A 16,221-nucleotide genomic window follows, 5' to 3' on the forward strand; every position below is an offset into this window, starting at 1 on the left:
TTCGACGATAGTGTGCCTGGCAGTGTCCGAGATGATTTGAATAGTTATTTTTCTCACCTTCAGAAATGGCAAACCACAGTAGGATTTAATCTGCAAGGGACTGGCCTTGCGGATTATTTGCGTCCTGTAGGGCACGATATTGCCGTTACCATGGATCCGAGCAGGCCAAATCCGGTGGAAGGTGTTTCGAACACCGATCCGCGACTAAGCGCATCGATCACCAATGGGGGCAAACTACTTTACCTCAATCCTGCATTTGGCGACGACAAGCCACTGCTGGATAGGTTCGTCCATGAGTATACCCATATTGCCGCTCCTGGGCTCGGGCGTGGAACGCCCCATTACGCGGAATTCTATGAAATTTTGGAGGTGCAGATGCGCACCTTCGGGCAGCCACTCGACGACTCCGAGCTTCTTCGGCTCGATCAAGCGCCAAGATTGTCTGGAGGGGCTGGAAACCAGGAAGGTGCCAACGACTATATTCCAGGTTCAGGTCGCGCCTCCTTATCTCACTCGACGATGTATGACGCGTTGTCCGGCGGCGTCGTCGGCTATACAGCCGTTCAGGCCCTGAACGCGCGATCAGCAAACCAGTATGACTTCATTCAAGATCGCGCCTTTGGTCCCGACCGTGTCGTTTTCAATGCCGGCTCAACCAGCGAACTCTATTCCCAGCAGGAAAAAGTCTGGCGCTCCGATCTGCTGAAGCAGATGACCAAGGCCGACGGCACTTCCCAGTGGGTGGTGCAGTACACGGATGCCAACGGCAACGTCGTCACCAAGGACCCACAGACAGGCGCGCGCATCGATCCAACGCAACTGTCGCCCGGATCGACCAACCCGGCCAATGTAGGTCCCCGAACCTATGAGGACGGCACCTACGACAGCTTCACCTATACGCGAAACAACGACGGGACGTTCACGGACAACCGTACCGGCGAGACCATGCCGGCGACCGGTTATGTTTCGGAGAGCACTGGCCAGCCGCTCTACCAGCAGACTGTCAAATCCTACAATCCTGATACCAACCAGTTCGAGGACCGGGTCGTTTACCGGCCAGCACCTGCCGGCAATGACGGCGGTGGTGGTGGTGGCGGCGGTGGCGATACCGACTCCGACAAGCCTATTCTGATTGACCTCAATGGCGATGGCGTCAGGCTCACCGAACTTGGCTCCTCCAACATGTTTTTCGACATGGATGGCGACGGCAAGCTGAACCGCACCGCCTGGGCGGGCGCGGGCGATGGCGTCTTGGTTCGCGACGGGAACGATGACGGCGTCATCGACCAGCGCAACGAGGTGGTCTTCACCGATTGGGACGGGACATCCAAGTCCGACCTCCAGGCCCTGCTCGCCATGTTCGACACGAACAACAATGGCAAGCTCGACGCAGGGGATGCTGACTGGTCGCTGTTCAAGGTGATGGTGACGAACGCGGACGGCACTACGACGCTGAGGACGCTGGGGCAGCTCGATATCACCGAGATCACCCTGATCAGCAACAATCAGAGTATTAACTTCAGCGACGGTTCTGCCATTTTCGGTGGATCCACCTTCAAACGCGGCGACGGCAGCACCGGCCTCGTGGCGGACACGCGGCTGAGCTTCGAGGAAGAAGGATTCGTCGTTACCAAGACCGTCACGCTCAATGGTGATGGTTCCACGACGGTTGTGAACACCGGCACAAATGCCGACGGCAGCGTGGCCAACAGCACCAGTTCCACCACTAGCGCCAACGGCAATACGCGCTCGACAGAATTCGACGACGATGGTGACGGCATCAACGACCGAGTGGTCGTTGAGACGCGTTCGGTGGCGGGCAGTGGAGCAGTCACCGAGACCCGTCTCGACTATGACGGGTCGGGCACAATTCTGCAGCGCCGCCAGGTGACTGAAACCAGTGCCAATGGAAAGACAGTCGAAGTGAGCTTCGACCTGTCTGGCTCCGGAACACGTTTCGATCGCGTCGAGACGCGGGTCACGGGCAATGATGGAAGCCTCACCCTCACCGTCGAGACGCTCAACGCCAATGGATCGACGCGCAGCGAGACGATCACCACGACCAGCGTCAATGGCTTGAGCAAGACCACCCAGGCAGATGTCACAGGCGACAACGTGATCGATGCGTCGCAGGTCGAGAGTACATCGGTATCTGGCAGCGGAACCCGCTCCGAGACCGTAACCAGCTATGCCGGAAGTGGCACATCGTTGGCTCACCGGATCGGCAGCACCGTGACGACGGTCAGCGCCGATGCCAGCGACAAGACAATTGCCATCGACATGGACGGCGACGGCGACGTCGACCTCGAAACGTCCAGCCTCATTGTTCGCAACCTTGATAACAGCACCACGACGACCGTCGAGCTTCGCAACAACGACAACAGCCTGCGCAGCAGTGCGACCACCGAGCTGAGCGAAAATGGCTTGGAGCGGACGGTGCGCTCCGACCTCGATGGCGATGGCGACATCGATAGCGTCGTTCGCGATCTCCGCGTCATCGCTGGTGACGGGTCGACGACGCGCACGGTCACGGCGCGTGCCGGCAACAATGATCTACTCAACCAATCCGTCACCACCTGGAGCGCAGACGGCAAGACCCGAAGCACTTCAATCGACAGCGACGGTGACGGACAGGTCGATCGCACCCAAACTGTTGCCGTGGTGGGGACCAACACGGTTGAAACGTCCGAAGTCTACTCGCACAACGGCGCGAACCTCGTGTCCAGGACGATCACCACGACAAGCAGTGACGGGCTGATACGGTCCAGTCAGATTGATGCAGACGGGAATGGTGTCGTGGACGCCATCCGCCGCACCACCACGGCCATCGCCCAGGACGGCTCGTCCACGAAGACCCAGATCCTGCGCGATGGGACCGACACGACGGACATCATGCGCACTGTCACGGAGACCAGCGCGGATGGCTTGAGCATCACCGTCAAGACCTTCCACGCCGGCGAAGCCGACCCGCACAAGATCGTCGAGAGCGTCAGGGTCGTTGGCAGCAGCGGCTCGATAGCCGAAACGACGACGACCTATTCGGGGGCCAACGCAGTCGTCTCCGCTGTGGCGATCACCGAGACGAGTGCCGATCGCCTGACCGTTACCACCTCGACTTACGTCGGCGACAACGAGGATCCTGAAACCGTCACCACCAGTGTCACAGCTGCAGATGGTTCGCGCACCGAAACCGTTCTCGGCTACAGCCCCGACGGCTCCGTCCTGCTCGGCCGTACGGTCACCACCGTCAGTGCCAATGGCCTGGTGGTCACCCGGAAGTCCGACGCTGACGGCGATGGTGACTTCGACAGTACCGAAGTCCAGGCCAAGGTACTCAATACCGACGGGACAACGCAGACGACGACCACGCGGTATGCCGGAACCGGCACCACCGCAGCGGACAGGATCGACGGCACCGTCACACTCGTAAGCGGCAATGGCCTGTCGACAGAAACCAAGCGTGATGCCGATGGTGACGGTACCGTCGACAGCCAGGTAACCGAAATCACGGTTCTGAACGCCGATGGTTCGACGACCCGCACCACGACCAATTTCAACGGCGCCGGCACGATCCAGACAGGACGCCTTGTCGCCAAGGTGAGCGACGATGGTCTCACCAAGACGTCGTGGAAATATCTGGGCAGCTCAACCACGCCAGATATCAGCGAAACGGAAACGACGGTCCTCAACGCCGACGGTTCGCGCACAGTGACGGTCGCGACGCGAAGCCAGGACAACAGTCTTGTCCTTCAGAACGTCACGACAATCAGTGGCGACGGCCTTTCCGCGACAACGGTCATTGACCTCGACGGCGATGGGGTTACGGACAAAACGATAGAAACGGTGACCAGTGCCAGCGGATCGGTGACCACAGAATCCGAGACCTTCGATGGCACAACACTGGAGTCGCGTTCGGTCCGAACCGTAACCGCCAATGGATTGTCCGTTACGGTTGAAACCGATCTCGACGGCGACACGGTGCTCGATCGCAAGACCACTGACCTCACCACGCTGGCTACCGACGGGTCACGCACGCGTGTCGAAACGCATTACAAGGCCGGCAATGTGGTGGAAGGAAAGACCACCACCGTGACAAGTGGTGATGGTCTTACCATCGAGAGCACTTTCGAAGCGCTGGGCAGCGGCACGACGCGCAAGCGCACCGAAGTAACCTCCGTTGCGGCCGACGGCACCACCACGCGGGTCGTGGAGAACCGCAAGGGCGACGGGTCCCTCAACGATCGGACGGTTTCCTCCGTCAGCGCCGACGGTACGATTGTCCGCACCACTACCGACATAGACGGCGACGGCAATGTCGACCAGACAGTGGTAAAGGCCAGTCGCGCCGACGGTTCAGTCCTCACATCCTATATGGACGGCACAGTCGCTTCTGCCTCCGGCAGAGACTATGGGAATGCGGGCGGAAAATATGTGCTCGAGGCCGCCGATGGGCTGGTCCGGACGACGCAGTTCGACGCTGATGGCAACGGCCTGGCCGAAAGCGAAACCGTCGAGTCCTCCGTCATCGGCACCGATGGCGAGCGTGTCAAAACCATCTCGCGCTATGACCTGAGCGGCGGCAGCGCAACGGATGCGAACCCCAACTACGCAAGGTCGCTGGTTGAACAAGCCGTCATCACCACAAGCCCGAACGGTCGCACCATCACCTCGGAATGGGACAGGGATGGCGATGGCATAGCGGAGACCAGCCGAACCGACGAAACGACCTTCAACGGCGACGGCTCGACCACGCAAACGACGACGCACTTCTCCGGCGCAACCATGCTCTCGCAATTCGCCGCGACCCGGAGCGCCGACGGGCTTACCGAAACCCGTGACTGGGACACCAATGGCGACGGCAACGTCGACGAGGTGTCGGTTCGCACCATCGTCAGAAACGCCGACGGATCGACCACCGAGACGGAAACCAACAGCACATTCGGTGGCGCACCACTCTCTCAGACGATTGTCACAACGAGCGCTGACGGTCGCACCATTACTGTGCAGGAAAACCGGGACGGCCTGGGCGGCCCTGAGCTTACCAGGATCACCGAGACAATCGCCCTGGCGGACGGGACAACAGTCGTCACCGTGTCGAAGTACAATGGGACCGGCACGGAGCTGCAGGAGCGTACGACCAACACGACCAGCGCCGATGGCCGCATCGTGACCTTTACCCGCGATGCTGACGGCGACGGTGTTGTCGACCAGATCAAGGATGTGGTTCAGCACGTTGACGGCAGCTCGACGGTGGACATCCGCGACTTCAACGCAACGGGTGGGCTTGCCAGCCGGACGCTGACAACCAAGACTGCCGATGGTCGCGCCAGCACTGCGCAGCAGGACATCGACGGAGACGGCACATTCGACCTCTCCACCACGCATCGTTGGCACGACAATGCCGATGGCTCGACCGAAGAGACGATTGACATCTATCAGATCAGCGCACGTGCCGGTGACGGCACGGTCGTGGTGATCAGCCCGCTGTTGGTGCAATCGGCCAAGGTCACATCCAGTGCGGATGGCCGGGTGCAGACCAGCTCTGTCGACGTCAATGGCGATGGCAGCTTTGACGAGGTGACAACGGCGACCATGCGCCTGGATGGCTCCAGCCTGACGGTCATCAGCACAACGCCCGCCGCTCGCAACGAACCGGCTACGGCTAGTAAAGTGAAATGGGTGTCGGCCATTGTTGCTGGTGCGACGACGGCGGCCCTGACCCAAATCGACGTGGCGGCGGATGGGATCAACAGAACTGTCCGCGCCGACTATGACGGGAATGGCGGTTTCGAGCACGAGGAAGTCTGGACCATCCGTATCGACGGCTCGCAGCGCGGTCTGATCTCGGACAGGAATGCGTCGGACGCCGTGGTCGCCACCGGTGTCATGACCATCAGCTCGGACGGCATGATCACCCAGCTGGATCGGGACTCGGACAACAACGGCACGGTGGACTATCAGGAAATCGTCACGGTTCGCATTGACGGTAGCGCCATCAAGACCGTGGCAACTGACAATGGGACCGGCACGCTGTCGATTGTTTCGGTGACCACGACCCACGCCAATGGCCAGTCCCTCAATATCATGGGTACTGACGCCGATGACGTGTTGATCGGCGGGCGCTGGAATGACGTCCTGGTAGGCAATGGCGGCAATGACACCTTGGATGGCGGTGCGGGTGCCGACTACATGGTGGGCGGCACCGGAAACGACATCTACATTGTGGACAATGCCGGGGACACTGTAGTCGAGTCGGCCAATGCGGGGACTGATCTGGTCCGGTCATCCGCATCCTACGCGCTGGGTGCGCATCTGGAGAACCTCACGCTTATCGGCGGCGATAACGTCAATGCCACCGGTAATGAACTCGACAACATCCTCGTGGGCAACTCGGGTAATAACGTCCTCGACGGAGGCGCTGGAAACGACACTATGTCGGGCGGAGATGGCGATGATACCTATATTGTCGGCTCGACCGGCGACAGCGTTGCTGAACTGGCCGGCGAGGGAACAGACCTCGTCCGCTCCTCAATCAACTACACCCTCGGCGCAAATCTCGAAAATCTGACGCTGACCGGCAGTGGCGTGATCAACGGCACCGGCAATGAGCTTGCAAACATCATCACCGGCAATGGCGCCAACAACGTTCTGTCCGGCTGCGATGGCGACGACGTGCTCATTGGCGGCGGGGGTGCAGATACCCTCTCTGGCGGCAATGGCTTTGACATTGCCTCGTATGAACACGCAACGAGTGGCGTGCTCGCCCACACCGATGACTACAACCAGAATACCGGTGAAGCGGCCGGCGACACCTACTTCTCCATCGAGGGGCTGCGTGGCAGCGCCTTTGACGATGAGTTGATCCTTGTCGCCAATGGCGGCAAGGCCTGGGGCGGTGCCGGCAATGACGAGATCACAGGTGTCGGGACCAACCTTGAGCTGCACGGCGAAGCCGGCAGCGACTCCCTCTACGCCGACAATAGCGATGACGCACTCTATGGCGGATCCGAGAACGACCAGCTGTTCGGCTATGGTGGCAACGACCTGCTTGATGGTGGCACCGGCGCCGACTGGATGGTAGGCGGCTCCGGCAACGACACCTACGTGGTCGACAATGTCGGCGACAGCGTTGTGGAATATTCAAGCGGCGGCACGGATACTGTCCAGTCTTCCATCACCTATTCCCTCGGTTCGCATGTCGAGAACCTGACATTGACCGGCAGCGCTGCGATCAACGGCACTGGCAATAGCGCGAACAACATTCTGACCGGCAATAGCGGTGCGAACGTCCTGGTTGGCGGCTCGGGCCACGACACGCTCGATGGCATGGGCGGCGCAGATACGATGATCGGTGGCGTAGGCAATGACACCTATGTTGTCGATGATCTCGGCGACACGGTCTCTGAGGGTTCAGGCGAGGGTACCGATCTCGTACGCGCCTCGATCAACTATACCCTTGGGAGCAACCTCGAGAACCTGACCTTGATCGGCAGCGGTGCAATCAACGGCACCGGCAACAATCTGAGCAATGTCATTACGGGCAATGCCGCCAACAACATTCTGTCAGGCGGCAGCGGCAACGACACGCTCAATGGCGGGGATGGCGATGACACCCTCATCGGTGGCCTCGGGTCGGACGCGCACCATGGTGGCGCCGGCTTCGACTATGTCACCTATGAGGGAGCATCGAGCAGCGTCTATGCGCATACGGGGTCTCCGGGCACGAACTCCGGTGAAGCTGCTGGCGATACCTACAGCTCCATCGAAGGTCTGCGCGGCAGTGCCTATGCAGATGACCTCATCCTGGTGACAGAGATCGGCCGCGTTCACGGCGGCAATGGCGATGACTACATCACCTTCGTGGGCAGCCAGGGCGAACTTTATGGCGATGACGGCAGTGATAGCCTTCACGCCGATGACGGCAACGACAAGCTCTATGGCGGCGCGGGCAATGACGATCTCATCGCTTACGGGGGCGATGATTACCTGGATGGGGGCTCCGGCGTTGACTGGATGGTCGGCGGCACCGGCAATGATACCTATGTGGTCGACAATGCGAGCGACTCCGTCATTGAACAATCCGGCGAAGGGACTGATCTTGTCCTGGCTTCGGTGACGCACGCCCTTGCGGGGCATGTTGAAAACCTGACCTTGACCGGCAGCGCTGCCATCAATGGCACCGGCAATAGCCTCAACAACGTTCTCATTGGTAATGCCGCCGCGAATGTTCTGAGCGGTGGAGGCGGCCACGACACGCTGGATGGTGGCGTCGGTGGAGACACAATGGCAGGTGGCGCCGGTAACGACACCTACCATGTCGATAACGCCGGCGATGTGGTGGTTGAAGCCACAGGCGAAGGCACCGATCACGTCATCGCCTCGATCAACTACACACTCGGCAACAATGTCGAGAATCTTACCCTGGTGGGCGCTTCCGCGCTGACCGGCACCGGGAACAGCCTGAACAACACCATCATTGGCAATGAATATGCCAACACCCTCAATGGCGGCGGTGGCAATGACGTTCTCGATGGTGGAGCAGGCAACGATACGCTGGTCGGCGGGCTTGGCGACGACACCTATATCGTCGACGCTGCCGGAGACGTGGTCACGGAACTGTCGAGTGCCGGCACTGATCATGTGAAGTCGTCGGTGACCTATACGCTCGGGGCCAATCTCGAAAACCTAACGCTGACAGGCGCCCTGGCAATCAACGGCACCGGGAACAGTCTCAACAACGCCATTGTCGGCAACAGCGCAGACAACGTGCTGAATGGCGGCACTGGCGCAGACACCATGACCGGCGGTAACGGCAACGACGCGTATTATGTCGACAACAGCGGGGACGTTGTCGTCGAGGCGTCCGGCGGCGGCACCGATACTGTCCATTCCACGATCGCCTATACGCTGGGCAACAATGTCGAAAACCTGACACTGACCGGCGCGGTAGCGATAAATGGCACCGGCAATGGGCTAGACAATATCCTCATCGGCAATGGTGCGGCCAATACCCTCACAGGCGGGGGTGGCAATGACACGCTCGACGGCGGCGCGGGTAGCGATACCATGGTCGGTGGGCTGGGCGACGACACCTATGTGGTCCATTCATCCGGTGACGTGGTCACAGAGGCCTCGAACCAGGGCACCGATTCCGTGCGGTCCTCGATCTCCTACACGCTTGGCGCCAACCTCGAAAATCTAACCCTCCTCGGCGCCACGGCGCTCAACGGCACCGGCAATACGCTGAACAACGTCATCACCGGCAATGGGGCAGCTAATACGCTTATCGGTGGAGCCGGCCACGACACTCTCGATGGCGCTGGCGGCAACGACACCCTCATCGGCGGCACGGGCAACGACATCTATGTCGTCGATGCTGTGGGTGACGTCGTGACGGAACTGGTCGGCGAAGGCACTGACACGGTACGCTCGACCATCAGCTACACGCTTGGTGCCAACGTCGAGAATTTGACGCTTCTGGGTACGGCTAACATCAATGCCACCGGCAATAGCGGCTCCAATGTCCTCACGGGCAACAGTGGCAACAACGTCTTCAACGGCGGCGGTGGCCAGGACACCTACTATGGTGGCGATGGCATCGACACCATCACCTATGCCTCTGCCACTGCAGGCATCTACTTCCACTGCAATGATGCGCCGAGTACCTATACCGGCGAGGCATTCAACGACTTCGCCTATTCGATCGAGATCGTCATAGGCACGGCCTTCGCCGACAACATGACGGTGATCGACGATAATTTCACGCTTTACGGCGGCGCCGGCGACGATCTGCTCAACACCTGGGGCACAGGCGGCTTCTACTACGGCGAGGCCGGGAACGACACGCTCTGGGGTGACAACGGCATCGACTATCTCGACGGCGGAAACGACGATGACCTTATCGAGGGCTATGGTGGCAATGACACCCTGGTCGGCGGCCACGGTGCCGACGAACTCTACGGCGGTGACGGCGACGACCGCCTGATCGGTGGCGAAGGGTTCGACTGGCTTGTGGGCGGAGCGGGCAAGGACACGTTTGTGTTCGCACCTGGCTCGGGCGAGGACACGATCCACGACTTCCATGCTGGTGTGGGGATCAATGACGTCATCGAATTGCAGGGACAAAGCCTGACGAGCTTTGCTGCAGTCATGGCGGCGGCCACCGAGTGGAACGGCAACACCTACCTGCATCTCGATGGCGGCGCTGAAGTGGCTATCGAGGGCGTTCTCAAGCACCAGCTGGTGGCAGATGACTTCAGGTTTGTCTAACTGAATGGACAAGACACAACTGCCGACCAACGCACAGCAGCGGGCCTCGCAGCCCGCTGCTTCGCGATTGTCACTGGCCGGCCCGAGCATTGCCCTGGTCGTCGTCAGCCTGGTTTCGAACCTTCTGATGCTGACAGGACCGCTGTTCATGCTTCAGGTGTACGACCGGGTGCTGGCCAGCCGATCCATCCCCACCCTGATCGTCCTGACCGGGTTGATAGCGGGGCTCTTCGCCTTTTATGCCTTCCTCGACGCCCTTCGCAGCCGCATGTCCGCACGCTTCGCCAATGTGCTGGATGGCAGGATCGCCGACCGGTTGTTTGCCGCAGCGGTCAAGTTCCGCCTCGTCGCCAATGCGCCCAAGACGGCCGATCCGGTCCGTGATGGCGATGTGCTGCGCCAGTTCCTGGCCAGCCCCGCGCCCATGACCCTGCTCGACCTGCCCTGGGTGCCGGTCTATCTGGCCGTGGTGTTCCTGTTCCATGTCTGGCTCGGCTGGCTGGCAGTCGCCGGGAGCCTCGTCATCACGCTCCTGATGACCATCAATGAAGCCAGCGCGCGCCGGCCCTCGCAGGAAGCCAATGTCGAGCAGCAGCTTCGCCAGCGACAAAGCGATGATGTGCGGCTCAATGCCGAGACGGTCATTGCCATGGGCATGATGGGGGCTCTGCGGGATCGCTGGCTCTCGCAGTCCGGCCGGATGCTGCGCGCACAACTCAAGGGTGGCGACCGAGCGGCCTTTTTCTCTGCGACGACCAAGGGCCTGCGCTTCTTCCTGCAGTCGGCCGTCCTGGCACTCGGCGCCTACCTTGTCATCCAGGGACAGATGACGCCCGGACTGATGATCGCGGCATCCGTCGTGACCGCGCGGGCCCTGGCGCCGGTAGAGCAGATCGTCGGCCAGTGGCGCAGTTTCGTGAGCGCCCGACAGGCGTGGTCGCGCATTCGCAAGCTGCTGGAGGTCAAGGACCCGCTGGTGCGGGAAGTTGGACTGCCGCTGCCCTCCAGCTCCTTGAGTGTGCGTGGCCTGGCTACCGCGCCGCATGGCGGACGCGCGGCCGTTATCTCAGGCGTGTCTTTTGAACTTGGAGCCGGCGAGGGCCTCGGTGTCCTGGGACCGTCGGGATCGGGCAAGTCGTCGCTGGCGCGGGGCCTCGTCGGCGTCTGGGCGGCCCTTGCAGGCGAGGTCAGGTTCGATGGCGCGGTGCTGGCGCACTTCCGGCCAGACCAGATCGGGCAGATGATCGGCTACCTTCCGCAGCGCGTCGATCTCTTCGATGGGACGGTGGCCGAGAACATTGCCCGGTTTCGATCGGACGCGACGAGCGAAGCCATCATCGCTGCGGCCAAGGCAGCAGGCGTCCACGATCTCATCAGCGCCCTGCCCGATGGCTACAACAGCCCGGTGGGCGAGCAAGGGGATCAGCTGAGTGCCGGTCAGCGGCAGCGTATTGGCTTGGCGCGTGCCCTCTATGGCGATCCCTTCCTCGTTCTCCTCGACGAACCCAATTCCAATCTCGATGCGGATGGGGATGCGGCACTGACGGCGGCCATTCAACAGGTGCGGGAGCGCGGTGGCATCGTCATTGTCATCGCCCATCGTCCCAGCGCCATTTCGGCCGTCGACAAGGTGCTCTTTGTCCAGGGTGGAAAGCAGATGGCCTTCGGTCCGAAGGCCGAGGTTTTGCAGAAGATCACCCAGCCCGGCAGCAATGTGCATCCGATCAAGGTGCCCGGCACATGAGCGCCGAAGCACTGTCACACCAGCATTCCGATCTTTCCAGCTTGCAGCGCCACGGCTGGCTCGGCCTGGTCGCCGTCATTGGGCTGGTGGGCGGACTGGTGGCCTGGGCCGCCATGACTAGCATATCCGGGGCCATCATCGCGCCCGGAACGCTGATGGTGGAAAGCAACGCCAAACAGGTGCAGCACGCCGAAGGTGGCATTGTCACCGAACTCCTGGTGCGCAACGAGGACAAGGTTGACGGCGGCCAACTGCTCGTTCGCCTCGATCAGACGACCCTGGCGGCTGGCCTGGAAATTTCCGAGGCGCAGCTGCGGGAGGCCTTCGCTCGGGAGGCGCGCCTGACAGCCGAGATCGAGGACAGGACTGAGGCCGACCTCTCCGAGGCTGCGCTGGCGATGTTCAGCCGGGACGAACTCCTGTCCTCCCTATCCCTGGAGCAGCAGGCGCTTGATGTCCGCCTGGCGACAAAGTCGGGGCGTATCGCGCAGCTCAACGAACAGATCGTGCAGTTGAACAGGGAACGAGAAGGCCTCGTCATCCAGCAGCAGGCGGTCGAAACCCAGATCGGCATTCTCGAAGCAGAGATCGCCGACTTCGAGGCCTTGTACGAGCAGCGGCTCGTCGCCTCCAGCCGCGGCACGGCACTCAACAAGGACCTGGCTTCGGCTCGCGGTCAGTTGGGCCAGGTGGTGGCAGCGATTGCGCAAAGCGATGCAAGTGCCGCCGAACGAGCGCTACAGATCGAACAGATTCGGGATGAGTTCCTGACAGCGGCGTTGGCCGAGCTGCAGGAAACACGTGGCCTCATTGCCGAAGCAGGTCAGCGCCGCATCGCCGAGCGCGATCGCCTGCAGCGCGCCGAGATACGCGCCCCACAGGCCGGGGTGGTCCATCAGTCGGTCCTGCACACCGTCGGCGGTGTCGCGGCACCGGGCGAGACCCTGATGCTGATCGTTCCGACGGATGAGCCCTTGCTGGTCAATGTCCGCGTCGACCCCATCGACATCGACAAAGTCTATGTCGGCCAGGATGTGGTTTTGCGATTGCCGGGGCTCAATCCCCGCACGACGCCGGAACTGTTTGCAACCATCACGCGGGTAGCGCCGGACGCCACGATCGATGCCGCCACCGGGCAGCAATACTACGCCGCGAGGATATCGATACCGGATGCGGAACTGTCGCGCCTGCCCGATACGGTCCAGCTTGTGCCTGGCATGCCCGTGGAGGCCTATATGCAAATAGAGGACAGGACAGTGCTGTCGTACCTGATCGCCCCCTTCACCGAGCAGATGCGGCGTGCCCTGCGCGAGGAATGACCATCGGATGCAAGCCGAGGAGACACTTTTGATACGGATATTGGTAGCGACCGCAGCACTGGTCATTGGCTGTCTGACCACAGCTGTCGTGGCAAACGACAGCCCGATTGATGAGGGCTCGTACGTGTGCCGCAACAAGGGTCAGATCACCGGTTCATTTGAGATCACCGGGCCGTCGTCATACGTGGACAGCAATGGTCGGGAGCGGACATATCAATACGATCCCGGGCTGAACGTCCTGAACTTCGACACAGGCAAACAGTATTTTATCGGCCGCCAAGATCTGCTGATTCTCGTCGAAAACGGGCAGATCGGGCAGCACGGCTGCATCATGCAGTTGCGTTGACAGCACGGCCCGCGGCAGACGTACGAGCAAATCGCAACAATTGTCCGGCGGCTGCTCACCACAGTTCGTTTTGGGGCGTCAAGCGGCAGCAACGGGGTCGCGAGCCGACGATCTGCAACGCGCCCCATTTCTGCCGTTCAGACCGCCGCTTCGAATTCCCAAAAACGGCCGTTCCGCTCAAGTCTAAGCTATGGCGATTGCGGCGTGGAAAGGGTGTTGGCAGCTTTTAGCGGGCATTTCGAGTGGACGGCCTCGTGGCGAACACATCCGTCGCAGCGGGCCGCTAGTGGGTGTTCTCTCTGCCACTCAGAAGCCACGTTATCGTTCCCGCACATAGTGTGCCGACGCAGATGATCAAAGCCATGGGCCATGGCGTGCCGTTGGCAAATGTGCTCACCAGGGCCGAACCGACCATGCCGCCACCATACTGTGCGAAGCCAAGAAGGGCCGACGCCGAACCCGTTCCCTGGTCCACGCTGGATAGGCCACCGGCAATGGTATTTGCGCCGATTAGTCCGTTCATCCCAATATAGACGAAAAGCGCCGCAGCAAGGCCAAGCCAACCGCCCCATCCAGTGGAAGCGATGACCAGGATGGCAATGCCAGCGACTGCTGCGATGGAGGTGCCCAGCAGCATCATTCGGTCGCTACCAATCCGAGCGACGAACTGCAGGTTCAGCGTGTTGGACAGCATGATGCCCCCGATTCCCGAGGCAAAGATCAGCCCATAGCTGGCCGGTGCGAGGCCATAATGCTCAATGAACACAAAGGAAGAGCCGGCGACATAGGCGAATACGCCGGCCCCAAAACACGCCATGATGGCAGCATAGGCCATCAACCTGGGGTTCCGGAGGTGATGTCCGTAGGCGGTAAAAGCCTCGACCAAAGTCCCGCCTGATCGCGCGGAATTCGGTAGAGATTCGGCGGTCCGTGCAACGCCCAGAAAAGTCGTTATGCCGATCGCGACCAGGCTCCAGAAGATGTAGTGCCACGACGAGAAGGCCAGGATCTGGGCACCGACCGATGGCCCCAGCATCGGAGCGACACCCATGATGAGCATCAGCGTCGAGAGCATCCGGGCCGCCTCGTCCTTGTGGAACAGATCGCGCACCATCGCCCGACCGAGCACCACGCCCGCGCTGGCACCGAGCGCCTGGACGATGCGGGAGGCGATCAACTGGACGGCATCTGTGGATAGTGCACAGCCGGCGGCGCCCAACACAAAGATGGCGATGCCGAGCATCAAAGGCACTTTGCGCCCAAACCGGTCGCTGACCGGGCCCCAGAAGAGCTGGCCGAACGCGAACCCGAGCAGGTAACCTGAGATGGTGAGTTCCAGTTGCCCCTGCGTAGCGCCCAGGCTCAATCCCATGCTGGGCATGGCGGGCAGGTAAAGATCGGTCGATATCGAAGCGAAACCCAGCAGAGCGCTCAGCAGCACAGTCAGCCAGACACCCCGATAGGTCTCAGGATGAGTCGCGGTCATTGTCATCGAAGTGTCTGCCTGCTGGACTTGTGACGACATTGGGGCTGGTCCCTGGGAGGGAGGAACAACAGTTATCTGTCGATCCGCGCCTGGTTGAGGGCGGAATAACGATCCCCCTTGATCTCGATGCCGCTGACGGCCTGCTCGATTTCGGACAGCTCGCTGTCGGTAAACGTAACGTCGCAAGCGCCAATGTTTTCCTCCAGCCTATGCAGCTTGGTGGTACCAGGGATCGGCGCGATCCACGGCTTTTGCGCCAGAACCCAAGCAAGTGCCAGCTGGGCGGGTGTGATCTGCTTTTCTGCCGCAATGCGCGTGACCGTGTCGACCATCGCCTGGTTGGCGGCGCGGTTCTCCGCATTAAAGCGCGGTACGGAATTGCGGAAGTCCTTGTCGGCGAACTTGGTACTGGTGTCGATCGTGCCGGTCAGAAAGCCCTTGCCGAGTGGACTGAATGGAACAAAGCCGATGCCCAATTCCTCCAGCACAGGCAGGATCTGGTCTTCAGGTTCTCGCCACATCAGTGAGTACTCACTCTGCAACGCCGTGACGGGTAGCACGGCATGAGCTCGCCTGATGTTGGCGACACCGGCTTCCGATAGGCCGAAATACTTCACCTTGCCTTCCGCGATCAGGTTTTTGACCGTGCCGGCGACATCCTCCATTGGCGTATTGCGATCGACCCGGTGCTGGTAGAGCAGGTCGATATGGTCGGTGCGCAGCCGCTTGAGCGAGCCCTCCACAGCCTGGCGGATGCGTGCGGGCCGGCTGTCGGGAACACCGCTGCCGTCGATGTCGAAGCCGAACTTGGTGGCGATCACCACCTGGTCGCGGACGGGCTGCAGTGCCTCGCCGACAACCTCTTCGTTCTTGTAGGGACCATAGACTTCTGCGGTGTCAAAGAAGGTGATGCCGCGCTCGAAGGCGTCGCGGATGAGCTTGACGCCTGCTGGGGTCTCCAGGGGAGCGCCATAGGACTGGCTGATGCCCATGCAGCCTAGGCCAATGGCCGAAACCTCAAGGCCGCGTTTGCCGAGTTTTCTTTTTTTCATGTCGT

The 16,221-nt window shown here is 61.0% G+C and carries 6 protein-coding genes; 4 read left to right on the forward strand and 2 right to left on the reverse strand.

Translation table 11 applies throughout. The annotated features are described in order from the left end of the window. The first annotated feature begins 519 nt into the window (after window positions 1–519). From ACXYMS_RS16155 to ACXYMS_RS16170, 4 genes are read left to right on the forward strand one after another with little or no spacing between them, the layout of a single operon-like run. Window positions 520–10,269, forward strand: coding sequence for a hypothetical protein (locus tag ACXYMS_RS16155; protein ID WP_458907849.1), 9,750 nt, complete (start codon window positions 520–522; stop codon window positions 10,267–10,269). 4 nt (window positions 10,270–10,273) lie between these two features. Next, the gene (locus ACXYMS_RS16160) at window positions 10,274–12,013 is read left to right on the forward strand and encodes a type I secretion system permease/ATPase (protein ID WP_458907850.1); all 1,740 of its coding nucleotides are present in this window, start codon (window positions 10,274–10,276) and stop codon (window positions 12,011–12,013) included. Next, a complete protein-coding gene (locus ACXYMS_RS16165; RefSeq protein WP_458907851.1) occupies window positions 12,010–13,332 on the forward strand; it encodes an HlyD family type I secretion periplasmic adaptor subunit in 1,323 nt (440 codons plus the stop codon). Before ACXYMS_RS16160 ends, ACXYMS_RS16165 begins: the two co-directional genes overlap by 4 nt. Before the next feature lie 7 nt (window positions 13,333–13,339). Then, window positions 13,340–13,678, forward strand: a complete 339-nt coding sequence (locus tag ACXYMS_RS16170) for a hypothetical protein (protein ID WP_458907852.1) — start codon at window positions 13,340–13,342, stop codon at window positions 13,676–13,678. A gap of 283 nt (window positions 13,679–13,961) precedes the next feature. Here ACXYMS_RS16170 and ACXYMS_RS16175 read toward each other — a convergent pair whose 3' ends face one another. Both ACXYMS_RS16175 and ACXYMS_RS16180 read right to left on the reverse strand, forming a co-directional pair. After that, complete coding sequence (locus tag ACXYMS_RS16175) at window positions 13,962–15,203, reverse strand: multidrug effflux MFS transporter (RefSeq protein WP_458907853.1); 1,242 nt, start codon at window positions 15,201–15,203, stop codon at window positions 13,962–13,964. A 32-nt stretch (window positions 15,204–15,235) separates the two neighbouring features. Next, a complete protein-coding gene (locus ACXYMS_RS16180) occupies window positions 15,236–16,216 on the reverse strand; it encodes an aldo/keto reductase (RefSeq protein ID WP_458907854.1) in 981 nt (326 codons plus the stop codon). Window positions 16,217–16,221: the final 5 nt, after the last annotated feature.

The sequence above is a fragment of the Devosia sp. CAU 1758 genome (assembly GCF_054482695.1).